This is a genomic window from Streptomyces sp. Alt3 (assembly GCF_030719215.1).
GTDB lineage: Bacteria > Actinomycetota > Actinomycetes > Streptomycetales > Streptomycetaceae > Streptomyces > Streptomyces glycanivorans.
On record NZ_CP120983.1, the window covers coordinates 5848987 to 5875960 of the forward strand.

Sequence of the window (26974 nt, forward strand, 5' to 3'; positions counted from 1 at the left end):
GGGCCTCAGGCCTTCGGCCGGTCCGCCAGCTTGTCCAGCTCGCGTATCGCCTGACCGTACGAACTGATCCTGCGCGTCACGGTGCCGATGGCGAAGAGCGTCCCGCCGGCCACCGAGAGCGGAACGGACATCCCGAGCACGGCCAGGACCTCCGGCCAGTCCCGTTCCTGTGCGCAGTAATCCCCGTGCAGCTCACCCTCGTTGGCGGTGCCCCGGTTCGTGAACAGCCGGGACTCGCAGTCGTCCGGATACTTGTCGTCCGGCTTCCTGTCCGCCTGGTAGGGCGTCGTCAGCAGCACGGCGCACCAGACCCACAGGACGGCGGCCAGGGACAGCAGGACGACGCCCCAGGTGCGGGTCTTCGTGGCCTTGTCGCGGAAGTCGAGTTCGAACTCTCGTGAACGCATAGCGGCCGAATCTATAGGAGCCCGATCCTCGCGGGGTCTGCCGGGCGGGATCAGGTCGTGAAGCACCGCAGCCACGCGTCCAGGACGGCGAAGTCCGCCCCGGTGAGCCCCCGCCACGCCTCGACGCGATGGAGGAGCGCCGGCCCGGGGTGGTGTGCCTCCACCCAGTACCGGTCGATGTCCGTGATCTCGTCGTCGACCCAGACGAAGGGACGCCCGCAGGCCCACCCGACGAGCCCCGGAGTCTTCCAGTGCAGCCCGCGCGGGCCCTCGACGAGGGGCGGATCCGGCCAGTTCACCACCGGCAGTTCCGGCAGCCCGAGCCACGGTGTGAGGTAGGCGTTCGCTTCCGACATCCACGTCGTCGCCCACACGAGCTCGCACGGCAACGCCAGCAGCCGGGGCCCATGGCCCGGGTCGGCCCTGTTGACCAGCGGGTTCGCTTCGGCCCCTCCGGGCCCGCGCCCCGCGTCGAAGACCGGATAGCCGTCCGGCAGCTGCTCCCGTGTCGCGCCGAAGGGGATGAGCGGGCCGTCGACGTCGAGGAAGAGAAGGGGCGGAGGAGAACCGGTCACGCCTGCACGGTAACGCCGTTCAGTCCCCTGCGCCGTACGGAACGCCCTCACCCGTCCGTGTGGCGAGGACCTCCAGGTAATGCTGGTTCTGCATGAGCCCGAGGACGTTTCCGAAGGGATCCAGGACCGAAGCCCCGACGAACCCCGCGCCGAACTCCCTTGCTGTTTCGTTGATCTCGGCCCCGAGGCCCAGCGCCCGCTCCACCGCCGCATGGACGTCGTCGACATGCCAGTACACGACGGCGCCGGACGGACCGGCACCCGCACCGCCGTGCTTCCCCAGGTTCTGGACGAAGGCGCTGTCGACCAGCCCGAGTTCGTGTCGGTAGTCCCCGATCCGGAACTCCGCGTAACCCGGGCGCTCGAAGTAGGGCTCCACGCCCAGCAGTTCGGTGTACCACCGCTTTGCCGCCGCCAGGTCCGATGCGTGGAACCTGACGGTGGTGAGACCTCGCAGCACGGGCGCTCCTTCGTCGATCGGTGTCGTCGGGAGGAGAGTGCCCCGCATGCAGGCCTGTTTCTGTCCTAGTGGGGCCGGGCGGTCAGCGGAGCCCGTCCACGAAGGTCTGCCAGGCTCCCGCGCTCATGATGAGAACGGGGCCGGCCGGGTCCTTGCTGTCCCGGACGGGCACGGAGGCGGCACAGCCGTCGGCCACCTCGACGCAGTCGCCGCCGGTGTTTCCGCTGTACGAGGACTTCCGCCAGGTGGCGCCGCCGGTGACGGTGCACTCGACGCAATCACCGCCGTTGGTCCCGCTGTAGCTGGACTTACGCCACACCGCGCTCGTCAGGTTCGGACCGGTCGCCATAACGCTCCTCCATCACACGGGTGATCAGTGCCGCGGAATCCTCGACGGAGAGGGCTGCGGCCTGCAAATGAGCGTAACGGCGGGCGGCCTCCCTGATGGTCTCGGGGTTGGCGGTCATGTGACCGGAGATGAGGTCCTCCGTGTAAACCACGTCCGGGTCGCTGTCGAAGCGAAGTACGTTGAACGACCCGGCGAGGCTTGAGTGTTCACCAGCCACGAACGGCAGCACCTGAATCCGCATCCACCGGTGCCTCGTGAACTCCAACAGGCGGGCCAGTTGGTTCCGCATGACCTCGCGGCCGCCGATCGGCCGGTGCAGGACCGCCTCGTCCAGGATCGCCCAGGCCAGGGGTGGTTGCTGCCGCTCCAGGATGCGCTGGCGTTCCAGCCGGGCGGCGAGCAGCCCCTCCAGGTCTTCCGGCATGCCGGTGAGCAGTACGGCCCGCGCGTACTCCTCCGTCTGCAGCAGCCCGTACACCAGCTGCGCCTGGTAGGTGGAGATGTAGGTCGCCTTCGCCTCCATGTCCGCGTACTGCTGGAACCAGGTCGGCAGTTGGCTTCGCAGGACCAGGCCGACCAGGCGTGAGAAGACCCCGTCCGTGCCCAGTGCCGCGTCCAGGCGTTCCGAGAAGTCGCGGGTCGGCACCTTCTTCGTCGTCTCGATCTGGCCGATCAGCGAGCCCGTGCAGAAGATGATCTCGCCGAGCTGGCCCTGACGCAGCCCGTGGGCCTCCCGTTGGCGGCGCAGTTCCCAGCCGTAGTAGTCCAGTGGCGAGGCGCTGGGGTCGAGTGACTGCACGTTGGCCACGGCGGGGTGCCTCTCGCTTCAACGCCTGGCGGCGTTCGTTTCAGGTTGTAGCCGAGAGTAATCAGCACGCTGCACTCTGGTGACATGAATCACGTATCCGATACCCGGACCGGTGACGCCGAGGGCGCGGCCTACCGTGCCGAGTTCGCGCTGGGGGAGCACTCCGCCCGCCATCTGCGGCGCATCCTGCGGCTCTACCTCACCGGCTGGGGCCTGCTCGACGTGGCGGACGCGGCGGAGCTGGCCCTCACCGAGCTCGTCGCCAACGTCGTACGGCATGTGCCCGGCCGTCGCTGCCAGACGCTGATCATCCTGCTGCCGGGCCGGGGCGTGCGGGTCGAGATCTCCGATGCGTCGCCCCGCCTGCCCCGTACGGTCGCGGGAGACGTGCTCGACGAGGGCGGGCGGGGGCTGCTGCTGGTGGAGGCCGTCACCGACGGCTGGGGCGTCGAGTTGCGTGGTGACGGCCGGGGGAAGACGGTCTGGTTCGAGTGCGGTCAGCGGGAGGTGCCGAGCTCCGCCAGTACCGCGTCGGTGAACGGCGTCCAGACCTCGGCCGCCCACGGCCCGAAGGCCCGGTCCGTCAACGCGACGCAGGCCGCGCCCGCCGCCGGGTCGATCCACAGGAACGTGCCGGACTGGCCGAAGTGGCCGAAGGTGGCGGAGGACGACGAAAGCCCCGTCCAGTGCGGCGACTTGGAGTCGCGGATCTCGAAGCCGAGACCCCAGTCGTTGGGGTTCTGATGGCCGTAGCCGGGGAGCACGCCCTTGAGGCCCGGGTGGACGACGGTCTGGGCCTCCAGGACCGTACGCGGGTCGAGGAGCCGCGGGGCCTGCACCTCGGCGGCGAACCGCACCAGGTCGTCCACCGTCGAGACGCCGTCCTTGGCGGGTGAGCCCTCCACCGCCGTCGAGGTCATGCCCAGGGGTTCGAGGACGGCCTGGCGCACGTACTCGGGGAACGGGATCTCCGTGGCCTTCGCGATGTGGTCGCCGAGCACCTCGAAGCCCGCGTTGGAGTACAGCCTGCGGGTGCCGGGAGGTGCGGTGACCCGGTGCTCGTCGAAGGCGAGACCGCTGGTGTGCGCGAGGAGGTGGCGGACGGTCGAACCCTCGGGGCCGGCCGGTTCGTCCAGCTCGACGGCGCCCTCCTCGTAGGCCACCAGTGCCGCGTAGGCGGCGAGCGGCTTGGTCACCGAAGCCAGCGGGAAGCGGTGCGCGGTGGGACCATGGGTACCCAGGAGCGTGCCGTCCGAGGTGACGACGGCGGCTGCCGCGGTGGGGACGGGCCAGTTCTCGATCATCGCCAGGCTCTGCATGCGTACGAGCCTAACGGGAGCCCGAATCCGGGTCGGCCACCCCGTATCGCTTGCTTGGAGTGCACTCCAAGGTTCTAGCGTGGAGGCATGACGGTGATGGAGAGCACTTCCGCACGGACCGACACCTGCGCCTCGGCCCCGAAGGCACACCCGCGCCCCGCGGGCCAGGACCGCTACACCATCAGCGAGGTCGTGGCCTTCAGCGGGCTCACCGCCCACACGCTGCGCTGGTACGAGCGGATCGGGCTGATGCCGCACGTCGACCGCTCCCACACCGGCCAGCGGCGGTTCAGCAACCGCGACCTGGACTGGCTCGCCTTCGTCGGCAAGCTGAGGCTGACCGGAATGCCGGTCGCCGACATGGTGCGGTACGCCGAACTGGTCCGCGAGGGCGACCACACCTTCACCGAGCGGCAGGAGCTGCTGGAGTCGACCCGGCGCGACGTGCAGTCGCGCATCGCGGAACTCCAGGGAACCCTCGCCGTGCTCGACTTCAAGATCGACTTTTATGCGGGCGCCCGCACGGCGCCGGAGAGGGTCTGAACGACATGAGTGACACCGGAAAGATCGCGACAGCGGAGCTCGGTACCGGCGGTCCGCAGGTCGGTGTGCAGGGACTCGGCTGCATGGGGATCAGCGAGTTCTACGGGGACACCGACGAGGCGGCCGCCCGGGACACCCTGGAAGCCGCGCTGGAAGCGGGCGTGACGCTCTTCGACACCGCCGACATCTACGGGAGCGGGGCCAACGAGACGTTCCTCGCGCCGTTCGTGGGGGCGCACCGCGACGAGATCACGCTGGCGACGAAGTTCGCCATCGAGCGGAGTGACACCGATCCGAACTTCCGCGGGGTGCGCAACGACCCGGCCTACATCCGCCAGGCCGTCGAGGCCAGCCTGCGCCGGCTGGGCACCGACGTCATCGACCTCTACTACATGCACCGCCGCGATCCGCTCGTGCCGTTCGCCGACTCGGTGGGGGCGATGGCCGAGCTGGTGAAGGAGGGCAAGGTCAAGCAACTCGGGCTGAGCGAGGTGACCGGGGCCGAACTACGCGAGGCGCACGCCGTGCACCCGATCGCGGCCCTCCAGTCCGAGTGGTCCCTCTTCAGCCGCGACGTCGAGCTCAGTGCCGTTCCTGCCGCAGTCGAGCTCGGGGTGACGCTCGTCCCGTACTCGCCGCTCGGGCGCGGGTTCCTGACCGGGGCGTTCGCGGACGCGGGCAAGGAGCTGAGCGACGGTGACTTCCGTAAGCACCAGCCCCGTTTCACCGGTGAGAACGCGAAGGCCAACGCGGCCCTGCTGGAGCCGGTCCACAAGATCGCTGCCGCGCACGGCGCGACGGCCGCGCAGATCGCCCTGGCCTGGGTGCAGCAGCGGGCCCAGGTGCACGGCCTGACCGTGGTGCCGATCCCCGGCACGCGCAAGCGCAGCCGTCTGCTGGAGAACACCGGGGCGACCCGGCTGACCCTGACCGAGCAGGAACTCCGTTCGCTGGAGCCCATCGCGGGCCAGGTGGCGGGCGACCGCTACCCGGACATGAGCAGCACGGCCACCGCGCGCGAGTAGCCGGCCGGGGCACCCGCCCGAGCCCGACGGCTGCCCGGGCACCCGCCCGCGCTCGACGGCCGAGGAGTACCCGCTGGTCCGGGTACTCCTCGGCCGGTTCGCGAACTCGCCGGTCACAGCAGCCGCTTGCGGCCCCGGACAATGACGAGGGCGACGACGACGGCGCTGACGGCGAGCATGATGCCCGCCCCGAGCCACTGCATCGTGTGCATCTGTGAGGCGGGGAGGTAGTCCAGGGACCAGCCGACGACGTGCTGGGAGTCCATGCACGCGCTGTGCGCACGGGCGTTCTCCGAGTGTTCGAGGCAGGTGGTCCAGTCCAGGCGGTCCCCGGACTCGGTGAGGAAGTAGGTGCCCTGTCCCTGCTGCTCCGCCTGGGCCGGCAGATCCGGCGGCGACATGGCGGGCCCGACGCCGTCGTGGGTGTTGATCGTCAGGACGTTCCCCAGGCTCCGCCAGCATTCGCTCCAGACGAACCCGATGGCACCCACGATGCCGAGGGTGACCACCATCGACACCAGAGTGCGGCGCAGGACCATACCGACCGCCACGCCCACGGTGAAGGCGAGCAGGGCGTGGGCCACCGGCACCGGCCCCGTGACGCTGAAGAAGGCCGTCCACGTGAGGCTTTCGGAGAGCGACTTCACAGGGCTCCACCACCAGGTGAACACGGCGGTGAGCACACCCGTGCACAGCGTGACCAGCACGGCGGGCAGGGCGAGCTTCACGGTCAGCCAGCGCAGCCGGCTGACGGACTGTGAGGTCACCAGCTTCGCGGTCCCGGTCTCCAGGTCGCCCGCGACGAGCGGGGCGCCGAGGAAGACACCCAGCAGGATCGGGATGTAGCCCAGGTAGCTTCCGATGCTGAACAGAGGGTCTGCCCGGTCCTCGAACTCGGACGGCATGCTGCCGGACTTCCGCGTGGTCGGGTCGAGGGTGCTCAGGTAGTCCACCAGCTGCCCGCGCAGGTACACCATGGCGATCACGCCGAGCAGGGTGAGTCCGATGAGGGTCCAGAACGCCGCGCGGTGCTGGCGCCAGACGAGCCAGACCGGACCGCCGAGCCGGGGAACCCACCTGTTCCCGGGGCGCGCGGCAGACGTCGGGCGGGCCGGGTCACGAGTCAGCGTGGTCATGCGGTCACAGCCTTCTGCCGGTCGCGGGTGATGATGTCGTGGATGTCGCCGACCCGGGCGCTGGGGGCGATCAGCGGCGGTGCGTCGGGGGAGCGCAGATACCCCAGCAGCAGTTCCTCCAGGGTGGGAGGCTCAACCCGCCCGCCGTACTCGACCGGCCCGCCGAGACGCACCAGGACGCCCGGCCGGCCCTCGCCGCCCTGCGCCTCGATGACATGGTGCGGGGCGACGGCCGGGGACGGGCCGCTCCCCGCGACGTCGAGCAGGGCGTGGGCGGCGCGCAGTTCGTTCACCTCACCCGCGAGACGCAGGCCACCGTTCGCGATGACAAGCAGGTAGTCGCAGATGTGCTGGAGTTCGGCGAGCATGTGCGAGGACACCAGCACCGTCGTGCCGTGCTGGGCGGCCTCCCGCGTCAGCGTGGTCATGAGCTCACGGCGCACCAGCGGGTCCAGGTCGGACATCGGCTCGTCGAGGACGAGCAGATCCGGGCGCTTCCCGAAGGCCAGGGCGAAGGCGACGCGGGTGCGCTGACCGCCGGACAGGGTCCCGATCCTCGCTCCCATGGGCACCTGGCCCGCGTGGACGATGCCCTCGGCGACCTCCTGGTCCCAGTGGGGGTTGAACTCGTGGCCGAGCCGGAGGGTCTCCGCCACGGTGAAGCGCCGGAACAGCGGCTTCTCCTGGGTCAGGAACGCGGTGCGCAGGACCGCCTGGGTCGACCCCGGTGCCGCGCCGAACACCCGCAGGGCGCCCGTCGTCGGACGGATCATGTTGTTGGCCAGGCCCATCAGGGTGCTCTTGCCGGCGCCGTTCGGGCCGACGAGTCCGCAGACCCGCCCGGCCGGCAGCCGGAAGGAAACGTCCCGCAGGGCCCAGCCGCGCCGGTACTTCTTGCCGAGCCCCTGGGCCTCGATCGCCGGTTCGCCGACGGGGGGACCGAACCCCGTTCCGCTTCCGTGGTGCGTTCCTGCGTGGTCCATGAGTGGCTCCTGTGCGTGTGGGGAGGGGCGACCGTGTGCGTGGGGGCCGCCTCGTGCGTGGGGGAGGGGCCGCCTTGTACAGTCGCGAGCGCTGTCCGGTGGAGACCACTCTTCTCCGCCGCGCCCCGCGGCGGATCGGGCGAAAGACAGATCATGCGAGGCCGAATCCGACTTTCGGCCGGTCGGCGGGAGGACCAAGAGGGAGATGCTGAAGACGGTGAAGGCGGCGGCACCCACGAACACACGGGGGAAGCGGCGTCTGCTGTTCCTGCCCGTCACCGTCCAGCTGCTGCTGGCCGGGTCCCTGGCCGCTCTCGTCGTCATGGACTGGATGGGCGGCATCTACTGGACCCCCGGACGGCCGGACGAGCTCGGTTCCGCCAAGCTGGCCGGCGCCCTGCTGTGCGGGATCGTCGCGGTCGTCTCGCCCCGGCTCGGTGACCGGGCGCTCCCGGCGGTCGCCGGCGTGTTCGCGGTCGCGTCGCTGTGCTTCTCGGCCGCGATGCACCTCATGCTGACAGTCGGCTCGCAGGCGCTCGGCTTCGCCGAGCCGGCGGCTCTGGTGTGGCTCCTGTTGCTCGTCGCGCGACGGGGGAAGCCGTCGTGGGCCGCGGCGGCCGTCCCCCTGCTGCTCCTGGCGATCGTCCTGCGGCCTGTGTCGATCGCGGTGAGGCAGACCACCACGATCATGGCGCTGTTCCTCGCCCTGGTGGCGGTCACGGCACTGGGTGTCGGCCTCGGGATGCGTCTGCTCCTCGTGGACCGGCGGCGGCAGGCGGCGGCTCTGAAACTGGAGCAGCGGACGGAGTTCGCCAGGGACCTGCACGACTTCGTCGCCCACCACGTCACCGGAATCGTCGTACAGGCCCAGGGGGCGCGGGCGATCGCGGACCGGCGGCCCGAACTGGTGCCGCCGGCGCTGGAGCGGATCGAACAGGCGGGCTCGGAGGCACTGACCTCCATGCGGCACATGGTGGGGATGCTGCGTGGCGCCGACGGAGAGGTGGCACTGACCCCACTGGCGGGCCTCGGCGAAGTGCGCTCCCTGGTCGAGGAGTTCGCGGCCGTCGGCGGCGCGCGGGCCCGGCTCGAACTGGAAGGGACCTTCGACGACCTGCCGGTGGAGGTGACCACCACCGCGCACCGGGTGGTGATGGAGGCCCTCACCAACGTACGCAAGCACGCCCACGGATGCACCGACGTGCTGGTGCGCGTGGAGCGCTCGGCGGACGGGGTCACCGTGCGGGTCAGCGACGACGGACAGCCGCGCCACGTCTCCCCGAGCGGCTTCGGGCTGAAGGGACTGGCCGAACGGGTGGGCCTGATCGGCGGAAGCGTCCAGGCCGGTCCGGTGACGGCCGGCGGCTGGGGCGTCGAGGCGACTCTCCCCGCGACCGGCACCGCGACCGCGACCACGGCGACGGTGGCTTCCGCATGACGATCCGCGTGCTGATCGCCGACGACCAGGCCATGGTCCGTGCGGGCTTCGCGATGATCCTCGCGGCCGAGGACGACATCGACGTCGTCGCGGAGGCCGCCGACGGGGTGTACGCCGTCGAACTCGCCGAGCGCCACCGGCCCGACGTGGTGCTGATGGACATCCGCATGCCCCGCATGGACGGGCTGGAGGCCCTGCGCAGACTGACCCGGCCGGGCACCGTGAACCCGCCGAAGGTCGTCGTGGTCACGACGTTCGACGACGACGAGTACGTCCAGCGGGCCCTGACCGAAGGCGCCTCCGGCTTCCTGCTCAAGGACTCCGGCCCCGCCCTGCTGGTCGAGGCGATCAGGGCGGCCGCTTCGGGGGAGGCGCTGGTGAGCCCCGCCATCACGGTCCGCCTGCTGCGGCAGCTCAACAGCACGGCGGCCCCGTCCAGGAAGCCGCACACCGCCCTCTCCGCCCGGGAGAGCGACTTGGTGCGCCTGGTGGCCAGAGGGCTGACCAACGCCGAGATCGCGGCCGAACTCACCATCTCCGTGGGCACGGTGAAGACGCACCTCGGCAACGTGCAGACCAAACTGTCCGCCCGTAACCGCGTGGAGATCGCCGCCTGGGCCTGGGAATCCGGCCTTGTCGACGGGCAGCGGTAAGCACTTCTCGCGGTGGTCCGGGCCGGGCGGAGGGGCGCTCAGGCCAGCCGCAGGGCGAACACAGCGAAGCCGGCCGCGAGCAGCCCGGCCGCCGCCCTGCGGACGTTCCCCGCACGGTCGCCCGTCTCCCACGGCTCCTCGAACCGGCGGGCGTACCGCGAGATCAGCACCAGCAGAGCGGCGAACACAGGCAGCCACGCCGTACGGGCCACGATCCAGCCGAGCGAGTCCGGGCTCGTGGTCAGCCCCGGCACCAGTCCGGCGAAGGACGCCGGGACCGCTGCGGCCAGCATCGCCGTCTGGTGCCAGCACAGGATCGTCATCGCCGACAGGTTGATCACGACCACGGGGGCCCACAGGGCGGGGCGGCGCAGCGCCCGGCCGATCCGGCCGTGCAGCAGGACCGCCGCACCGCTCTGCGCCGAGGCCAGCGCCAGCACCAGCAGCGACGGCGGATGGGAGTTGGTCCGCGCCTCGCCCGGCACGCCGACCATCGACGCCGGGTAGTGCAGACCGAGCAGCAGCAGGGCGAAGAGGGCGGTGCCACCGACGAGCAGGAGCCGGGCGCAGTGCCGGGAGAGACGGCCCTGTCCCCAGCAGACACCGAGCTGATAGGCGAAGAGCCAGCCGGGCAGGATGTTCAGCACCCCGACCCAGGACGGCACGGCGTCCGCGTACGGCCCGTAGCGCAGGAAGTCGACCGCGGCGACCGAACCGATCAGCGGGGCCGCCGCCCAGCCGCCGAACCTCCTGGCCAGACGCGCGCAGCAGGGCGTGAGCGCCGTGACCAACGTGTACACCCCGACGAACCAGAGCGGCTGGATCACCAGCTTCGCGCCGGTGCGCAGGGTGTCCTCGGGCACGCCGGCGGCGTACAGCACGGGGATCATCAGCGCCCACACGGCGGTCACACCGAGCACCGGTCTGCCCAGCCGGACCATCCGGGCGCGCAGCCACGCCCCGCCGGTGGACGGCCTGCGGTGGTAGGAGAGGACGGAGGCGTAGCCGCCGACCAGGAAGAAGACGCCCAGCATCTGGAGCACCCAGCTCACCGGGGCGAACCCGCCGAACGCGGACAGGGGGCTGGCGTTGTGCAGGGCCCCGTCGCCGTCCCGGGTGAATCCGCCGAGGAGCCAGTGACCGGCGGGCACGGCCAGCAGCGCGAGCGCGCGCAGACCGTCGACCGCACGGTCGCGGTGGGCCGGGGTGGCCGCGTCGATCCGGGAGACCAGCTGCCGCACGCTCACCGGGAGTCCCCCTCGGCGATGGCCGCGAAGGCACGGAGCGAGTCAGTGCCGGGAGCGAAGTACCCGGTGTGGCCCTTCGCGTCCTCGGCGGGCACCCGGCGGGCCCCGAACGCCGCGTCGGCGGGGTCGGCGCCGTGCCCGAGACCCGCCACCCGGACGTGCGGCACGTCGTCGATCCAGTCGGTGTCGTCCTTGGCGGCCCAGACACGCGCCCCGGTGTGCAGACCGGCCACGTCGTCGGCGCGCATCCCGGGGGAGCCGAGCACCACCAGATCCGTGGCGAGGAGCCCCGGGGCCGCGAGCCCGCACACCACCGAGCCGTAGCTGTGGCAGAACACGACCGGCGAGGGCAGGCCGTCGGCCGACAGTCCCTCGGCGAACCGGGTCAGCCGGCGGGCACCGGCCTCGGCCAGGCTGCCGGTCGCCGCGTCCAGGCCGAGCCCGACGGGGGTGGTGTAGCCCGCCCAGGCGATCACCGCGCTGCCCGGGCCCGTCTCGGCGTACAGCGACTTCGCCATGCCCGCCGGGGTGCCGTAGACGTCGTTCATCCGGTCGAAGGTCCCCGCGTCGATGTCCGACCCGGGTACGACGACCGCCACGTGCCGGGCGGAGCGCAGGTCCCCGAACACCTCGGCGACCTGACCTCGTCCCCGCGGGTCGAACGCGAGGATCTGCCGGCCGGGCGAGGCGAGACGGGTGAGCCGGGAATCGTGGGAGGCACTCAGTGCACGGGCGTTGGCGCGGTAGCGCAGCTCCAGCGGGGCCCCGTCCAGATTGCCGACGACCGACGGGTGCCGTTCCAGCAGGAGTTGCTGCTCCCGATCGCTCAACCCGGCGAAGAACAGGCTCACTTGGCCTGACGTAGCGCTGCCCGGGTCGGGCAGCTCACGCCCCAGTACCCGGTCGGCACGCCACGAGGCGCTGCCGGGCGGCGGCCCCGTCACCGCCCGCTGGGTGGTTCCCGACGCCCATCCTGCCGTCCCCGCCACCACTGTGGCCGCCAGTGCGACCGCGGCCAGCGTCCTCGCGAACCGACGCATCGTGCCCTCCCCGTCCGGTGTGAGCACACCGGTCGGCGTGCCGGAGAGGAAAGTAGGAGGACGACGGGTGACAGGACGTCACCCCGGGGAGCCAACTGCGCGGTGATACCGGGGTAGGGGGCGTACGGGGGGAGATCCCCACCTCCGTGCGGGGGCAGCCCCCTGGCTACTGCTCCCCGGGAGTCACCAGCCCCGACTCGTACGCGAAGATCACCGCCTGCGCCCGGTCCCGGAGCGCGAGCTTGGCCAGCACCCGGCCGATGTGGGTCTTCACCGTCTGCTCGGCCAGCACCAGCCGAGCCGCGATCTCCTGGTTCGACAGGCCCCGGGCGATCAGCTCCAGTACCTCCCGCTCGCGCGGTGTCAGGCCGTTCAGCCGCAGCGCGGGCCCGCCGGACGGCGCCGCCGGTTTCCGGCGCGCGAAGTCCGCGATGAGCCGCCGGGTCACGGACGGCGCGAGCAGCGCGTCCCCCGCCGCCACGATCCGCACCGCCGAGATCAGATCCGCCGGCGGGGCGTCCTTCAGCAGGAACCCGGACGCCCCCGCGCGCAGCGCCTCGTAGACGTAGTCGTCGACGTCGAACGTGGTGAGCATCAGGACCTTCGGCCGGTGGACCACACCCGCCGGCGGGGCCAACAGCTCCCGGGCGGCGGCCAGTCCGTCCATCTCCGGCATCCTGACGTCCATCAGGACGACATCCGGATGCACCGACCTGCTGACCTCGACGCCCTTGCGTCCGTCCGGGGCCTCACCCACCACGTCGATGTCGCTCTGCGCCGACAGCAGCGCCGCGAAACCGGCCCGCACCATGGCCTGGTCGTCGACGATGATCACGCGGATGGTCACGGTTCCTCCGGGGTCACGGATGCCGGGGCGGCTGGGGCGGCGGCAGCGGGAGCCGCGCGGCGACCCGGAAGCCCCCGTCGGGCAGGGGGCCGGTGTCGAGCGTGCCGCCGGTCAACCGTACGCGTTCCCGCATGCCGACCAGCCCGTGTCCCGTCCCCGACGCCTCCAGCGGCGAACCCGGCTTCTCCGGACTGTCGTTGACGACCAGCACCGTGAGATGGCCGTCGCGCGCCGTGACCGACACCCGCGTCCGTGCACCCGGCGCGTGCCGGACCACGTTGGCCAGTGCCTCCTGCACGATGCGGTACGCCGACAGGTCCACGGCCTGCGGCACCCCGCCGCGCTCCACCGCCTCGGCCACGTCCGCCGCCAGCGACAGCTCGGCAGGGAGCCCCGCCCGCACCGTCGCCTCCACCAGCTGCTGCACCCGGTCGAGACCGGGCTGCGGGGCCAGTTCACCCCGGGTGCCGTCACTGCGGAGCACCGACAGCAGCCGTCGCATCTCGGTCAGAGACTCCCGGGCGCCGGCCGCGATCGACGCGAACTCCGCCCGCGCCTCCTCGGAGAGCCCGCTGATCCGGTACGGCGCCGAGTCGGCCTGCACCGTGATCACCGACATGTGGTGCGCGACCACGTCGTGCAGCTCACGCGCGATACGGGTGCGCTCCTCCAGCAGGGTCCGCTGAGCCCGTTCGGCCTCGCTGATCGTCTCCTGCTCGACGAGCCGCCGCTGGGCCTCGCTCCGCTCCCGCACGGCCGCCGCGATCACCAGCACCAGCCCGCCGAGGACGAACAGCAGGGCCCCGTTGCCGCCGCTGCGCGCGGGCGAGACCGAATACAGCAGGAGCCCGGCCGCCCCCGTGGCCAGCCAGACACCGATCACGGTCCGCCGGCTCTCCCGCAGCCCGAGGGCGAGCAGCACGAAGAGGTAGCCCACCACGGCCGGAGGGGTCCACGGCCAGATGGTGCCCGGCTCCGGCTCCTGTCCCAGGAGCACCAGGGCTCCCAGGACATCGGCGGTGAAGACGATCCACCAGGCCTGGAGCGGACGGTGCGCCAGCATCAGCAGGGGCGCGGCCTGTGCGACGCCCAGGGCCCCGGCCAGTCCGCCGGGCACGCCGTAGTCGTTGGCCAGGACCTGGATCGTGACGGGGAGGAAGACGGCCGCGAGGGCGACCACGGCCACGTACGGAAGCAGCCGCAGCCACCGCTTCGGGGACCCGGCGAACAGCGGAACCGGTGGATGGGACGCGTGGGACAGTCCGTGGGCGAGCTCGCGAAGATTGCGGCGGGCGGCGCTCAGCAGACCGTCGGCGGGCGGGGGCCCGGCGGGAGAAGTGGACATGATCGGGTCAGGGTAGGCGCGGAGTGCGCAGGGCGGCGTCATACCGGGGGGTGGACCCCGGACATCCGGTCCCCTACCGGAGTAGGGGGCCGGCACACCGCGGGGCCCGGGCCCCGCAGCCGGCCTCTCGGCACGGCCTACAGCTCGGCGAGGAGTTCCGCCTTCTTCGCGCTGTACTCCGCGTCCGTGACCAGACCCGCCTGGTGCAGATCCCCCAGGTGGCGTATCCGCTCGGCGATGTCCGCGGGGTCGCGCCGCGCGCCACCCACCGGGACGGGAGCGGTGGCGACCGGCACGGACTGCGTCCGGCGCACCGACTCCAGGACCGCCGCGGCGAAGGGCAGCGACTCGTGCACCGGTCCGTATCCCAGGCCGAACATGACCGAGGCGGGATCCTGGTCGGGCTGGGCCCGCGCCACGGACGGCTGCCCGGCGCCGGGAACGGTTTCCTGACCCGGGCCGTCCGCCTCCCCACCGGACGTCGCGCCACGCGGCACCAGCCTGAGGTATCCCTCCAGGCCCTCGGGCGAACGCCACTCGACCCCGCCCAGGTCCGCCACGGGGAACGACTGGTCGCCCGCCTTCCACTTGGCGCTGGACGCCCCCGTCCAGAACCACCGGAAGGAGACCAGGGCCCCGTCGAAGCCGGCCCGGCCGTCGTACGCCTTGAACTGCATCGGCGCCTCGGGGGCCGTCACCAGGAAGCGTTCGGCGGGAAGCGCGGCCTCGGTGCCCAGCACGGCCCGCAGTTCGTCGGCGTAGTACTCGGCGAGCGTCTCGCGGTCGCCGGGCAGCACCAGCCGGTAGGGGTCGTTGCTCTCCTTGAGCTGCCCGGCCGCGGCCTCCAGCAGCGGATCGGCACCGGGTCTCGGCACCGCACGCAGCACCACCGTGCCCCGCTTGCCAGGAGTCAGCGTCACCGACGACAGCGCCGCGTACGGAATGCGGCGCTCACGCAGACTCAGGAAGAGCCTCGGCGTGCGAATACCCCGTTCGAAGCGGATGAGCACGGAGTCGGTGTCGAACTCCCAGGTGGCTTGAATTCCGGCCAGCACATCACCCATGTGCCTCATCGTATGTGGCACAGGCCCGCACGTCCCCCTTCGGTACAGGCAGAATCGCGACCAAGCGGGCAGGCCGTTCGCCGTTCTCTACGCGCGTCAGACGCGTCTCTACGCGCGTCAGGCCCCCGACTCGCCGGAAATCTCCCGGTGGCACGCCGCGTCGGAGCTCGCACAGCTGACCGAGTCGTAGGCGCCCACGCCGATTGCGGCGAAATTGTTCAGACTCTCCGTGCCCGGCTCGAAATAGCCGCTGTGCCCGATCGCGCCCCTCGCCGACACGATCCGCGCGCCGAAGGCCGGATCGACCGGATCGGCACCGTGCCCGAGGCCGCCGACCGCCAGGTTCGGAACGTCCTCGATCCAGTCGTCACCGTCCCGCATGGCCCACACCCTGGCCCGGGTGTGCAGGGCGCCGGCATTGTCCGCCCGCATCCCCGGACTGCCCGCGACCGCGATGTCGGACACCCTGGACGGCAGCCCGTGCGCGGCGACGCCGCACAGCACCGAACCGTAGCTGTGGCAGAACAGCGAGACGTCCGACGTGCCGGGCAGCGCCTTCACCAGGGCGTTCAGCCGCAACGCGCCCTCCGCGGCGAGTCCGCCCAGCGCGGCGTCCATGCCGAGCCCGGCGGGCGCGGTGTAGTCGGCCCACGCGATGACCGCCGTACGGGAGGCCGGGCTCGCCGACCGCTCGGCGTCGTACAGCGACCGGGCCATGCCGACGGGCGCCGCGTTCTCCTTCACACCGGACCGCTCCAGCGTCAGCAGATTGGTGTCCACCCCGGGCACGACGACCGAGATCCGCTCGGCCCGGTCGAGGTCGCCGAAGACCTCGGCGGCCCGGCCGCGCCCCGACGGGTCGAACGTGAGGATCTGCCGGTCACCGGCGAGCAGGGAACGGAAGCGGTCCAGCCGTCGCACGGCCTGTTGGTGCCCGTCCGGAGAGAGGCGTACGTCCTGGGTCCGCTGCTCCTCGGCCGATTCCGCCTGCTCCAGGGCATGCCGGTTCGCCCGGTAGCGCAGGGTCACCGGCGCACCGTTCATGTTCCCCACCACCAGCGGGTACTTGTCGGCGAGGGCGACCTGCTGGCCCGCCGTGAGCGCCGCGAAGAAGTGGGCCAGCCGGTACGCCGGAGCGCCCACGTCCGGGAGTGACTGACCGGCTATCCGGTCCTTCGCCCAGGAAGCGAGCGCGATCTCGCGCGGTTCGGCGGAGTGCTGGTGACGCACGGCGGTCCATCCGGTGGTCGCCAGCATCACGAACACGACCGCGATGGCGAGCAGAGCGCGCCATGCGGTGAGCGTGGGGGAGGAATCGAAGGAAGTCACTGCGCCCCACCCTAGGAGACGCTCACTTCCCGTCGTGACAGGGGTGACACGGATCACTCGTCCGCGGGGAATTGACCGTCCGTCTCCCACGCTCCGTGTGCGTCCGATCGACGTACCGGCACGTCAGGAGCCCGTCGTCCGCCCGAAAAGGCCTCGTGGGCCGGTGCATTGTGACGTCGGCCATGCGGAGCAGGTGAGGGGTGCGGCACACCTGTGCGGTTCCCGTAAGAGCGTGCCTATGCGGCGCGCCAGCTCCCGGAGAGCGCAGGCCCGAGCTCGTCCAGGTGGAGTTCGGTCAACTCCCTGAGCGCGTCCACCCCCGCGTCCTTCCGCCCGCCCCACAGCTGTCCGGTCATCCGCATCACGCCGGAGAACGCGGCGACGGCCACCCGCGCACGTGGATCCGTCTCCGGGTCGATCCCCTCACGCTCCGCGATCAGCGCGGCGGTCTGCTGCTCCAGGCCGACGTTGCGCAGCGTGTGGGCGGCGTGCAGCGCCGGGGTCGATTCGATCATCCGGTAGGCCCGCACGTGGAGTTCGGCCGTGATGTCCGCTTCGCCGGATTCCGGGCGGGTGCTCCAGGCGTTCAGAGCGGCCCGCCGCATCGCCTCGAAAGGGTCCTCCGAGGCCGGGCGTTGACGCAGTTCCGCGAGGAAGCGGGCGTCCACCTCCTCCTGGACGGCGAAGGCGGCGGCCTCCTTGTTGGCGAAGTAGCGGAAGAAGGTGCGCTGGGACACCTCGACGGCGTCCACGATCTCGTCGACCGTGGTCCGCTCGTACCCCTGCGTGAGGAAGAGTCCGAGGGCGGTGTGCAGCAGAGCCTCGCGGGTGCGCCGCTTCTTGCGTTCGCGCAATCCGCACGGACCCCCCGGCAGGGGAGCTCCGGATTTCTGCCCGCGTGTCACTTACCGGACCTCATTTCACTGCTTCTACCTGTTCAGGGTACCTGTGAGCTACGTGACAGTTACTGTCTCGTGAATTGGTTTGTCAACTGTCAGTGGCTGCCATAACGTCCTGCGCATGACTAGTCAGACCACTGTCGAGAAGGCGCCGCGGGAGCCCGAAGACACCCTTGTTCCCGCACCGGCGAAGGGGCTGCGCGGCCACCCCTGGCTGACGCTCTTCGCCGTCGCCATCGGCGTGATGATGGTGGCCCTCGACGGCACGATCGTCGCGATCGCCAACCCCGCGATCCAGAAGGACCTCGGCGCCTCGCTCGCCGACGTCCAGTGGATCACCAACGGCTACATGCTCGCCCTCGCGGTCTCCCTGATCACCGCGGGCAAGCTCGGCGACCGCTTCGGTCACCGCCAGACCTTCCTCATAGGCATCGCGGGATTCGCCGCCTCCTCGGCGGCCATCGGCCTGTCCGACAGTGTGACCCTGGTGATCGTCTTCCGTGTGCTCCAGGGCCTCTTCGGCGCCCTGCTGATGCCCGCGGCACTCGGTCTGCTGCGCGCCACCTTCCCCGCCGAGAAGCTGAACATGGCGATCGGCATCTGGGGCATGGTGATCGGCGCGTCGACCGCTGGCGGCCCCATCCTCGGCGGCGTGCTCGTCGAGCACGTCAGCTGGCAGTCCGTCTTCTTCATCAACGTGCCCGTCGGTGTGCTCGCGCTCCTCTTCGGCCTCGTGATCCTCAGGGACCACCGCGCCGAGAACGCGCCGAGGTCCTTCGACATCGGCGGCATCGTCCTGCTGTCGCAGGCGATGTTCTGCCTGATCTGGGCCCTGATCAAGGGCTCGGAGTGGGGCTGGGGCGACTGGCGGACGATCGGCTTCCTGGGCGCGGCCGTCATCCTGTTCGTCGTGTTCGCGCTCTCCCAGAAGAACGTCCGGGAGCCGCTGATCCCCCTGGCCATGTTCCGCTCCGTGCCGCTCTCGGCCGGTGTGGTTCTGATGGTGCTGATGGCGTTCGCCTTCATGGGCGGCCTGTTCTTCGTCACGTTCTACCTGCAGAACGTCCATGGCATGAGCCCGGTCGACAGCGGACTCCACCTGCTGCCGCTGACCGGAATGATGATCGTCGGTTCGCCGCTGGCCGGCGCCGCCATCACCAGGTTCGGCCCGCGCGTGCCCCTGGTCGGCGGCATGGTGTCCGTCGCCGTCGCCATGTTCGGCATGTCCCAGCTGACCATCGGCACCGGCACGCTGACGATGTCACTCTGGTTCGCCCTGCTCGGATTCGGCCTCGCGCCGGTCATGGTCGGCGCCACCGAGGTCATCGTGGGCAACGCCCCGATGGAGCTCTCCGGTGTCGCGGGCGGCCTCCAGCAGGCCGCGATGCAGGTCGGAGGCAGCCTCGGCACCGCTGTCCTGGGCGCCGTCATGGCCGCCCAGGTCGACGCTCAGCTCGACGACAACTGGAAGGCCGCGGAGCTTCCGCCGGTCGACCCGGCGCAGCTGGACCAGGCGTCGGCCGCCATCAAGGTCGGGATGCCGCCGATCGAACCCGGCACCCCGCCGGAGATCGCGGTGAAGATCGCGGACGTCGCCCATGACACGTTCGTGTCGGGCATGAGCTCCGCTTTCATGGTCGCGGGCATCGTCGCGGTGGTCGCCGCCCTGGTCGCCATGCTCACCAAGCGCGGCGCGAACGCCGAGGCGGGGATGGGCGCAGGCCACATCTGATCGCTCGGCGACACCTGGCCGGCCGCCTGCAGCGGCCGGGCGCCAGGCGTCAACACAGCACTTCCGACAGCCCCGCCGGACGGTTCCGGCGGGGCTGTCGCCTATCAGGGTGGTCCGCCGCCCGCCCCCTTCCCGGCCCTCACTTCCGCAGGTCAGAGTGCGGACATGTGAGCCACCCGGCTCGCTCGACCACGGGGGTTGATCCACCATGCGCACCACCTTCCTCGCCGCCACCCTGGCGGCCACCGCACTCGTCCCGGCCACCGCCCTGTCCTCGGGCGCCGCTCCGGCCGCCCACCACGGGGCCACCGGACAGCAGCACGCCCGCAGCGCCCCGCAGGCCGCACCGGCAGGGCTCGCGCCCTGCGGCTCGGGGCAGCTCTGCCTCTGGGCGAAGCCGGACTTCAAGGGGGCCTCCCAGGCCCATGAACTGTCCACCGTCGACATCGAGAGCTGCGTACCCCTGCCGGCCGACTCGTCCGCACAGGCACTGGTGAACCGCACCGGGCGGCCCGTCACCACCTATCAGTCGGCCGAGTGCGCCGAGACCGGCGAGTTCGAGACCTACCCGGGCGGCGGCACCTGGGTGCCCCGGTCCCCGTACACGGTGAGGGCCTTCAAGATCTGGGAGAGCTGAGCGGCCCCGGGCCCGGACACGCCGGAGGGCGGCAGGGTCCTCGGACCCCACCGCCCTCCGGTTCCGCCAGGAGCGTTACGCGTCGCCACCGGCCGGGCCGGGGCCCGCCGCGGCCACGTCCAGCAGCTCGTAACGGTCCAGCGCCGTCTTCAGCGCCGAACGGTCGATCTTGCCTTCCTTCGCGAGCTCGGTGAGCACCGCCAGCACGATCGACTGCGCGTCGATGTGGAAGTAGCGGCGGGCCGCACCCCGGGTGTCGGCGAAGCCGAAGCCGTCCGCACCCAGTGACTGGTACGCGCCGGGCACCCAGCGGGCGATCTGGTCGGGCACGGAGCGCATCCAGTCCGAGACCGCCACGAACGGCCCCTCGGAACCGGAGAGCTTCTCCGTCACGTAGGGGACGCGCTGCTCCTCCTCCGGGTGGAGCAGGTTGTGACGCTCCACCTCGACCGCCTCGCGGCGCAGTTCGTTCCAGGAGGTCGCCGACCAGACGTCCGCCTTCACGTTCCACTCGTCGGCGAGGATCCGCTGGGCCTCGACCGCCCACGGGACCGCCACGCCGGACGCCAGGATCTGGGCCGGGATCTGGCCCTTCTCGCCGGCGCGATAGCGGTGGACGCCCTTGAGGATGCCCTCGACGTCCACGTCGGCGGGCTCGGCCGGGTGCTGGATCGGCTCGTTGTAGACGGTGAGGTAGTAGAAGACGTCCTCGTTCTCGTCGGGGGTCCCGCCGTACATCCGGCGCAGACCGTCCTTCACGATGTGCGCGATCTCGTACCCGAAGGCCGGGTCGTAGGAGACACAGGCCGGGTTCGTCGAGGCGAGCAGCTGCGAGTGGCCGTCCGCGTGCTGCAGACCCTCACCGGTCAGAGTCGTACGGCCGGCGGTCGCACCCAGCACGAAACCGCGCGAGAGCTGGTCGGCCATCTGCCAGAACTGGTCACCGGTGCGCTGGAAACCGAACATCGAGTAGAAGACGTACACCGGGATCAGGGGCTCGCCGTGCGTGGCGTACGCCGAACCCGCGGCGATCAGCGAGGCCGTGCAGCCGGCCTCCGAGATCCCGTCGTGCAGCATCTGCCCGGTCGGCGACTCCTTGTACGCGAGGAGGAGCTCACGGTCCACCGACTCGTACTGCTGCCCCAGCGGGTTGTAGATCTTCGCGCTCGGGAAGAACGCGTCCATGCCGAAGGTGCGGTACTCGTCGGGCGCGATCAGCACGAAACGCTTGCCGATCTCCTTGTCCCGCATGAGCTCCTTCAGGACACGGACGAACGCCATGGTCGTGGCGATCGACTGCTGACCCGAACCCTTCTTCGCGGTCGCGTACACCTTGTCGTCCGGGAGGGGCAGCGGCTTCGACCGCACCACACGCGTCGGGACGTAACCGCCCAGACCCTGGCGGCGGTCGTGCATGTACTGGATCTCCTCCGAGTCGCGGCCCGGGTGGTAGTACGGCGGGTTGCCGTCCTCCAGCTGCTTGTCCGCGATCGGGATGTGCAGACGGTCACGGAAGCGCTTGAGGTCGTCCGCCGTGAGCTTCTTCATCTGGTGGGTCGCGTTGCGGCCCTCGAAGTTCGGCCCGAGCGTCCAGCCCTTGACCGTCTGCGCCAGGATCACGGTCGGCTGGCCCTTGTGGGCCTTGGCCGCCGCGTACGCCGCGTAGACCTTCCGGTGGTCGTGGCCGCCGCGCCCCAGGTGCAGGATCTGGTGGTCGGACATGTCCTTGACCATGTCCCGCAGCCGCGGGTCGTCCCCGAAGAAGTGCTCGCGGATGTACGCCCCGGTCTCCGTGGCGTACGTCTGGAACTGGCCGTCCGGGGTGGTGTTCAGCTTGTTGACCAGGATGCCCGTGCGGTCCTGCGCGAGCAGCGGGTCCCAGGTGCGGTCCCAGACCAGCTTGATGACGTTCCAGCCGGCGCCGCGGAACTGCGACTCCAGCTCCTGGATGATCTTGCCGTTGCCGCGCACCGGGCCGTCGAGTCGCTGCAGGTTGCAGTTCACCACGAACGTGAGGTTGTCCAGGCCCTCACGGGCGGCGATCGACAGCTGGCCGAGCGACTCCGGCTCGTCCATCTCGCCGTCGCCGAGATAGGCCCAGACGTGCGAGTCGGAGGTGTCGGCGATGCCGCGCGCCTCCATGTAGCGGTTCATCCGCGCCTGGTAGATCGCGCCCAGCGGGCCGAGGCCCATCGAGACGGTGGGGAACTCCCAGAAGTCCGGCATCGACCGCGGATGCGGGTAGCTGGACAGCGCGTGCCCGGCCTTCGACTTCTCCTGGCGGAACCCGTCGAGCTGCGCCTCGCTCAGCCGGTCGAGCAGGAAGGCGCGGGCGTAGATGCCCGGGGACGCGTGTCCCTGGAAGAAGATCTGGTCGCCGCCCCGGCCGTCGTCCTTGCCGCGGAAGAAGTGGTTGAAGCCGACGTCGTACAGCGAGGCGGAGGAGGCGAAGGTGGCGATGTGACCGCCGACACCGATCCCGGGCCGCTGGGCGCGGGAGACCATCACCGCGGCGTTCCAGCGGGTCGCGTTGAGGACCTTGCGCTCGATCTCCTCGTCGCCGGGGAAGAACGGCTCGTCCTTCGTGGCGATCGTGTTGATGTAGTCGGTGCTGCGCATCTCGGGCACGGCCACGCGCTTCTCGCGCGCGCGCTCGATGAGCCGGAGCATCAGATAGCGGGCCCGCTCCCGGCCGCGCTCGTCGACGGCGGCGTCGAGGGAGTCCAGCCATTCCTGGGTCTCTTCGGGATCGAAGTCCGGGACCTGGCTGGGAAGGCCGCCAATGATGATCGGGTTGCGATCGGATGCGGAAGCCACGCTGTTCCTTCGCTGCTCGGTGATGCTCTTCGGGGCCTGGTTGCGGGGAATGTACCCCCGCGTCGGAGGCGTAAGCCGTCTCCATCGTGTACCGCGAGGACCTGAACGTCACCTCTACTGTGGGGTAACACGAGGTTCCCGGACACCGTGTCCGGGGCACCAGTACCAGCAGCGCGAGGGCGACCCTGCCCAAACCGCAACCATACGCCCAACCCGGCCAAGCGTTCCCAAAGCCCGTTCGAATCCGAATGGCGGAGCGAAACGGCATAAGCTGAGGAAGGACGTAAAGGGTCCGGACAGCATTTCCGGCCCCGCAGGAGACATGCCTGAGGTTGCGGTGACGTGGCAGGGAACGTCACCGTTTAGGCGGTCTCGGACGCCGGGTACTTGCGCGATTCGCCGAGCCCGTGTGGACTACGGCCAATGCCCCGCGCACGCGCGTGGCTGAAGCATTTTCCGAAACATGATCAGGAGGCAACCCGTGAGCGCGACCGCGGACCACGCGGAGGAACGGACCAACACGGCCGTCAGGCTTGGGTTCGAACCCGGACAGGTGGTCCAGGAGATCGGCTACGACGACGACGTCGAGCAGGAGCTCCGTGAGGGCATTGAGGCCACAATCGGCCAGGAACTCGTCGACGAGGACTACGACGACGTCGCTGACGTCGTCCTGCTCTGGTTCCGCGACGAGGACGGCGACCTTACGGACGCGCTGGTGGATGCCATTGGTCTGATCGAGGACGGTGGCACGGTCTGGCTGCTGACGCCCAAGACCGGCCGGGACGGATACGTCGAGCCGAGCGACATCAACGAGGCTGCCCAGACAGCTGGTCTTGCCCAGACCAAGAGCATCAACGCGGGCAAGGACTGGACGGGCAGCCGTCTGGTCACCCCCAAGGGGGCCAAGGCCAAGCGCTGAGCTCTTCCATCACGACCGAAGGCCCCCGTCGGCAGCACGCCGGCGGGGGCCTTCGTACGCGCCGCCACGGTTCTGCCCGGGTCGCCCCGGGGCTGCGTAGGGTGGGTTTCACCCGGACGGCCCAGAGCCGGGAAGACCGACGTCACCGAAGGGATGCTTGTCACATGGCGATCGAGGCCGGCACGAAGGCTCCGGATTTCGAGCTGAAGGACAACCACGGGCGGACCGTGAAGCTCTCCGACTTCCGGGGCGAGAAGAACGTGGTGCTGCTCTTCTACCCGTTCGCCTTCACCGGCGTCTGCACGGGGGAGCTGTGCGCGCTCCGTGACGAGCTGCCCGCGTTCGAGAACGACGACACCCAGCTTCTCGCGGTCTCCAACGACTCGATCCACACCCTGCGCGTCTTCGCCGAGCAGGAGGGACTCGAGTACCCCCTGCTGTCGGACTTCTGGCCGCACGGGGAGACCTCGCGGGCGTACGGCGTCTTCGACGAGGACAAGGGCTGCGCGGTGCGCGGCACGTTCATCATCGACAAGGAGGGCGTGGTCCGCTGGACCGTCGTCAACGGCCTGCCGGACGCGCGTGACCTGAACGACTACATCAAGGCACTCGACTCGATCTGATCCGTGGGGGCCGGGGGGACCGGACGCCTCCGGTTGCACCCGGGGACCCCGGACCCCCGCCCGGTCCGCGGCCGGGGGTCCGTGATGTGCTGGATCCGGGGTTTGCGACCTCCCGGATCCGGGGATCTCCTGGCGGCGACCGGCCAAAAGCCTGTTTTGGCCGGGAACCGGTCACTAGGATCCAATCGTTGATCCGATGCCAACGCACGACGGGGGCGCTGGTGTCTGCCGGCCCTCTCTAAACTTTTGGAGGACTCGTGGGAGTCAGCCTCAGCAAGGGCGGCAACGTCTCGCTGACCAAGGCCGCGCCGAACCTGACCGCGGTCATCGTCGGTCTGGGCTGGGATGCCCGGACGACCACCGGCGGTGATTTCGACCTCGACGCCAGCGCTCTGCTGACGAACGCCGAGGGCAAGGTCGGCAGCGACGGGAATTTCGTCTTCTTCAACAACCTCAAGAGCCCCGACGGCTCCGTCGAGCACACCGGTGACAACCTCACCGGTGAGGGCGAGGGCGACGACGAGGTCATCAAGGTCAACCTCGCGGGCGTACCCGCCGATGTCGACAAGATCGTCTTCCCGGTCTCGATCTACGAGGCCGAGAGCCGTCAGCAGAGCTTCGGCCAGGTCCGCAACGCGTACATCCGCGTGGTGAACCAGGCGGACAACAGCGAGCTCGCCCGCTACGACCTGAGCGAGGACGCCTCGACGGAGACCGCCATGGTCTTCGGTGAGCTCTACCGCAACGGCGCGGAGTGGAAGTTCCGTGCCATCGGCCAGGGGTACGCCTCGGGGCTGCGCGGCATCGCGCAGGACTTCGGCGTCAACGTCTGAGCCGGTCCGGAGGAACCTCCGGACACCTTCAGCTCCATCGCGTCCGGCGCCGCACCATTCGTGCGGCGCCGGACGCGCTCGGCAGAGCGCCCGGCGTCCGTCAGGCGCCCGTGCCGGGCCGGTAAGACCGTCATCGACTCGGGGAGGACACACCATGGGCGTCACGCTCGCCAAGGGAGGCAATGTCTCCCTCTCCAAGGCCGCACCCAATCTCACGCAGGTGCTGGTCGGGCTCGGCTGGGACGCACGATCCACGACGGGAGCCGACTTCGACCTCGACGCCAGCGCACTGCTGTGCCAGTCGGGCCGGGTCCTCGGCGACGAGTGGTTCGTGTTCTACAACAACCTCACCAGCCCCGACGGCTCCGTCGAGCACACCGGTGACAACCTCACGGGGGAGGGCGACGGTGACGACGAGTCCGTCATCGTGAACCTCACGCAGGTGCCGGCGCACTGCGACAAGATTCTTTTCCCGGTCTCCATCCATGAAGCCGACAATCGTGGGCAGACATTCGGTCAGGTCAGCAATGCCTTCATCCGCGTGGTCAACCAGGCGGACGGCCAGGAGCTGGCGCGGTACGACCTCACCGAGGACGCGTCGACGGAGACGGCGATGATCTTCGGCGAGCTCTACCGATATGGCGGGGAGTGGAAATTCCGTGCAGTCGGACAGGGGTACGCGTCAGGGCTCCGCGGCATCGCTCTAGACTTCGGGGTCAACGTTTCGTAAAGCCGCGCACGGCGCGGGGGAGCCCCGTACTCAACCGGGGGAGACCCGTTACATACATGATGGGGTAGCCAGTGCTTCTGAAAACCTTCGGCTGGTCGTTCGCGGTGACCGCGATCGGCCTGGTCGCAGCGGTGTTCTACGGGGGGTGGCAGGCATTCGGCATCGTCGCGATCCTGTCGGTCCTCGAGATCTCGCTGTCCTTCGACAACGCGGTGATCAACGCCGGAATCCTGAAGAAGATGAATGCCTTCTGGCAGAAGATCTTCCTCACCGTCGGTGTGCTCATCGCGGTCTTCGGTATGCGGCTGGTCTTCCCCGTGGTGATCGTGGCCATCAGCGCTCAGCTGGGGCCGATCGAGGCCATCGACCTCTCCTTCAACGACCCTGACCGCTACAAGGAACTGGTGACGGACGCCCATCCGTCGATCGCCGCGTTCGGTGGCATGTTCCTGCTCATGATCTTCCTCGACTTCATTTTCGAGGACCGTGACATCCAGTGGCTGCGCTGGATCGAGCGCCCGCTCGCGAAGCTCGGCAAGGTCGACATGCTGTCGGTCTGCGTCGCGCTCATCGTCCTGCTGGTCTCGGCCATGACGTTCGCCACCCACGCGCACCAGCACGGCGGCGGGCACGCAGACAAGGCGTCGACCGTCATGCTCTCGGGCATCGCCGGTCTGATCACCTACCTCGTGGTCGGCGGCCTCTCCGGATTCTTCGAGAGCAAGCTCGAAGAGGAGGAGGAGCGCGAGCAGGAGGCCGAGGAAGAGGCCAAGAAGGCCGGCAAGCCGGTCTCCGGGGTACTCCTCGCGGGCAAGGCCGCGTTCTTCATGTTCCTCTACCTCGAGGTCCTCGACGCGTCCTTCTCGTTCGACGGCGTCATCGGCGCCTTCGCCATCACCAACGAGATCGTCCTGATGGCCCTCGGTCTCGGTATCGGTGCCATGTACGTCCGTTCGCTCACCGTGTACCTGGTCCGCCAGGGCACCCTGGACGACTACGTCTACCTGGAGCACGGCGCGCACTACGCGATCGGCGCCCTGTCGGTCATCCTGCTCGTCACCATCCAGTACGAGATCAACGAGCTCATCACCGGCTCCGTCGGCGTCATCCTGATCGGCTGGTCCTTCTGGTCCTCGGTGCGGCGCAACAAGGCGATCGAGGCGGCCGGCGGCGGCTCCGATTCCAAGGCGGAAGTCTCCTCCGGGGTGTGACCCGG

At 70.2% G+C, this 26974-nt stretch carries 27 protein-coding genes and 1 pseudogene; 12 read left to right on the forward strand and 16 right to left on the reverse strand.

What is annotated here, in order from left to right:
* Nucleotides 1–5: 5 nt before the first annotated feature.
* The 5 genes from P8A20_RS25710 to P8A20_RS25730 form a co-directional block, all read right to left on the reverse strand.
* A complete protein-coding gene (locus P8A20_RS25710) occupies nt 6–407 on the reverse strand; it encodes a hypothetical protein (protein WP_187282399.1) in 402 nt (133 codons plus the stop codon).
* A 50-nt stretch (nt 408–457) separates the two neighbouring features.
* A complete protein-coding gene (locus tag P8A20_RS25715) occupies nt 458–982 on the reverse strand; it encodes an HAD domain-containing protein (RefSeq protein ID WP_147963263.1) in 525 nt (174 codons plus the stop codon).
* Between the two features lie 19 nt (nt 983–1001).
* Nucleotides 1002–1442 carry a VOC family protein gene (locus P8A20_RS25720; RefSeq protein WP_147963262.1) on the reverse strand — a complete coding sequence of 147 codons (441 nt, stop codon included), beginning with the start codon at nt 1440–1442 and terminating at the stop codon, nt 1002–1004.
* Nucleotides 1443–1524: 82 nt separating this feature from the next.
* Entirely contained in the window at nt 1525–1791 is a 267-nt protein-coding gene (locus P8A20_RS25725; protein ID WP_306104320.1) for a DUF397 domain-containing protein, read from the reverse strand.
* Complete coding sequence (locus P8A20_RS25730; RefSeq protein ID WP_147963260.1) at nt 1751–2599, reverse strand: helix-turn-helix domain-containing protein; 849 nt, start codon at nt 2597–2599, stop codon at nt 1751–1753. The genes P8A20_RS25725 and P8A20_RS25730 overlap by 41 nt, the downstream gene beginning before the upstream one ends.
* An 84-nt stretch (nt 2600–2683) precedes the next feature.
* Here P8A20_RS25730 and P8A20_RS25735 point away from each other — a divergent pair.
* A pseudogene (locus P8A20_RS25735) lies at nt 2684–3094 on the forward strand (ATP-binding protein); the annotation flags it as partial.
* A 2-nt stretch (nt 3095–3096) separates the two neighbouring features.
* Here P8A20_RS25735 and P8A20_RS25740 read toward each other — a convergent pair.
* Complete coding sequence (locus P8A20_RS25740; RefSeq protein ID WP_306104321.1) at nt 3097–3918, reverse strand: serine hydrolase domain-containing protein; 822 nt, start codon at nt 3916–3918, stop codon at nt 3097–3099.
* Between the two features lie 87 nt (nt 3919–4005).
* Between P8A20_RS25740 and P8A20_RS25745 the strand changes: the two genes are divergently transcribed.
* Complete coding sequence (locus P8A20_RS25745; protein ID WP_147963258.1) at nt 4006–4461, forward strand: MerR family transcriptional regulator; 456 nt, start codon at nt 4006–4008, stop codon at nt 4459–4461.
* A 5-nt stretch (nt 4462–4466) separates the two neighbouring features.
* On the forward strand, nt 4467–5486 hold the full coding sequence (locus tag P8A20_RS25750) for an aldo/keto reductase (protein WP_306104322.1): 1020 nt from the start codon (nt 4467–4469) through the stop codon (nt 5484–5486).
* Between the two features lie 113 nt (nt 5487–5599).
* Here P8A20_RS25750 and P8A20_RS25755 read toward each other — a convergent pair whose 3' ends face one another.
* Entirely contained in the window at nt 5600–6622 is a 1023-nt protein-coding gene (locus P8A20_RS25755) for an ABC transporter permease (protein ID WP_306104323.1), read from the reverse strand.
* Nucleotides 6619–7605: an ABC transporter ATP-binding protein gene (locus tag P8A20_RS25760; protein ID WP_306104324.1), complete on the reverse strand. Its 987-nt coding sequence runs from the start codon at nt 7603–7605 to the stop codon at nt 6619–6621. The genes P8A20_RS25755 and P8A20_RS25760 overlap by 4 nt, the downstream gene beginning before the upstream one ends.
* A gap of 205 nt (nt 7606–7810) precedes the next feature.
* Between P8A20_RS25760 and P8A20_RS25765 the strand changes: the two genes are divergently transcribed.
* Both P8A20_RS25765 and P8A20_RS25770 read left to right on the forward strand, forming a co-directional pair.
* Nucleotides 7811–9043: a sensor histidine kinase gene (locus P8A20_RS25765; RefSeq protein WP_306104325.1), complete on the forward strand. Its 1233-nt coding sequence runs from the start codon at nt 7811–7813 to the stop codon at nt 9041–9043.
* A complete protein-coding gene (locus P8A20_RS25770; RefSeq protein WP_306104326.1) occupies nt 9040–9696 on the forward strand; it encodes a response regulator in 657 nt (218 codons plus the stop codon). The genes P8A20_RS25765 and P8A20_RS25770 overlap by 4 nt, the downstream gene beginning before the upstream one ends.
* 38 nt (nt 9697–9734) lie before the next feature.
* Here P8A20_RS25770 and P8A20_RS25775 read toward each other — a convergent pair whose 3' ends face one another.
* The 7 genes from P8A20_RS25775 to P8A20_RS25805 all read right to left on the reverse strand — a co-directional run bounded on the left by P8A20_RS25775 (nt 9735) and on the right by P8A20_RS25805 (nt 17473).
* Nucleotides 9735–10943: an acyltransferase family protein gene (locus P8A20_RS25775; RefSeq protein WP_147961692.1), complete on the reverse strand. Its 1209-nt coding sequence runs from the start codon at nt 10941–10943 to the stop codon at nt 9735–9737.
* Entirely contained in the window at nt 10940–11983 is a 1044-nt protein-coding gene (locus tag P8A20_RS25780; protein WP_147961691.1) for an alpha/beta hydrolase, read from the reverse strand. The genes P8A20_RS25775 and P8A20_RS25780 overlap by 4 nt, the downstream gene beginning before the upstream one ends.
* A 166-nt stretch (nt 11984–12149) precedes the next feature.
* Nucleotides 12150–12830, reverse strand: a complete 681-nt coding sequence (locus P8A20_RS25785; protein ID WP_147961690.1) for a response regulator — start codon at nt 12828–12830, stop codon at nt 12150–12152.
* 13 nt (nt 12831–12843) lie between these two features.
* Complete coding sequence (locus P8A20_RS25790; RefSeq protein WP_306104327.1) at nt 12844–14175, reverse strand: sensor histidine kinase; 1332 nt, start codon at nt 14173–14175, stop codon at nt 12844–12846.
* Nucleotides 14176–14312: 137 nt separating this feature from the next.
* The gene (locus P8A20_RS25795; RefSeq protein WP_147963255.1) at nt 14313–15239 is read right to left on the reverse strand and encodes a DUF4429 domain-containing protein; all 927 of its coding nucleotides are present in this window, start codon (nt 15237–15239) and stop codon (nt 14313–14315) included.
* Nucleotides 15240–15356: 117 nt separating this feature from the next.
* Nucleotides 15357–16568: an alpha/beta hydrolase gene (locus P8A20_RS25800; protein ID WP_147963254.1), complete on the reverse strand. Its 1212-nt coding sequence runs from the start codon at nt 16566–16568 to the stop codon at nt 15357–15359.
* Nucleotides 16569–16804: 236 nt separating this feature from the next.
* A complete protein-coding gene (locus P8A20_RS25805; protein WP_147963253.1) occupies nt 16805–17473 on the reverse strand; it encodes a TetR family transcriptional regulator in 669 nt (222 codons plus the stop codon).
* A 238-nt stretch (nt 17474–17711) separates the two neighbouring features.
* Here P8A20_RS25805 and P8A20_RS25810 point away from each other — a divergent pair, with 238 nt between their 5' ends.
* The gene (locus P8A20_RS25810) at nt 17712–19199 is read left to right on the forward strand and encodes an MFS transporter (protein WP_371606794.1); all 1488 of its coding nucleotides are present in this window, start codon (nt 17712–17714) and stop codon (nt 19197–19199) included.
* 208 nt (nt 19200–19407) lie between these two features.
* Complete coding sequence (locus P8A20_RS25815) at nt 19408–19836, forward strand: peptidase inhibitor family I36 protein (protein WP_147963251.1); 429 nt, start codon at nt 19408–19410, stop codon at nt 19834–19836.
* Nucleotides 19837–19911: 75 nt separating this feature from the next.
* Here the strand turns inward: P8A20_RS25815 and aceE are convergent, their stop codons facing one another.
* Nucleotides 19912–22653, reverse strand: coding sequence for a pyruvate dehydrogenase (acetyl-transferring), homodimeric type (aceE, locus tag P8A20_RS25820; protein ID WP_147963250.1), 2742 nt, complete (start codon nt 22651–22653; stop codon nt 19912–19914).
* A gap of 481 nt (nt 22654–23134) precedes the next feature.
* Between aceE and P8A20_RS25825 the strand changes: the two genes are divergently transcribed.
* From P8A20_RS25825 to P8A20_RS25845, 5 genes are all read left to right on the forward strand, one after another.
* Nucleotides 23135–23572 carry a DUF3052 domain-containing protein gene (locus P8A20_RS25825; RefSeq protein ID WP_014156471.1) on the forward strand — a complete coding sequence of 146 codons (438 nt, stop codon included), beginning with the start codon at nt 23135–23137 and terminating at the stop codon, nt 23570–23572.
* 164 nt (nt 23573–23736) lie between these two features.
* Nucleotides 23737–24195, forward strand: a complete 459-nt coding sequence (locus tag P8A20_RS25830; RefSeq protein ID WP_147963249.1) for a peroxiredoxin — start codon at nt 23737–23739, stop codon at nt 24193–24195.
* 257 nt (nt 24196–24452) lie between these two features.
* Entirely contained in the window at nt 24453–25028 is a 576-nt protein-coding gene (locus tag P8A20_RS25835; RefSeq protein WP_124276684.1) for a TerD family protein, read from the forward strand.
* A gap of 154 nt (nt 25029–25182) precedes the next feature.
* Nucleotides 25183–25758, forward strand: a complete 576-nt coding sequence (locus tag P8A20_RS25840; RefSeq protein ID WP_014156474.1) for a TerD family protein — start codon at nt 25183–25185, stop codon at nt 25756–25758.
* Nucleotides 25759–25829: 71 nt separating this feature from the next.
* A complete protein-coding gene (locus P8A20_RS25845; RefSeq protein ID WP_306104328.1) occupies nt 25830–26969 on the forward strand; it encodes a DUF475 domain-containing protein in 1140 nt (379 codons plus the stop codon).
* The last annotated feature ends 5 nt before the right edge of the window (nt 26970–26974 follow it).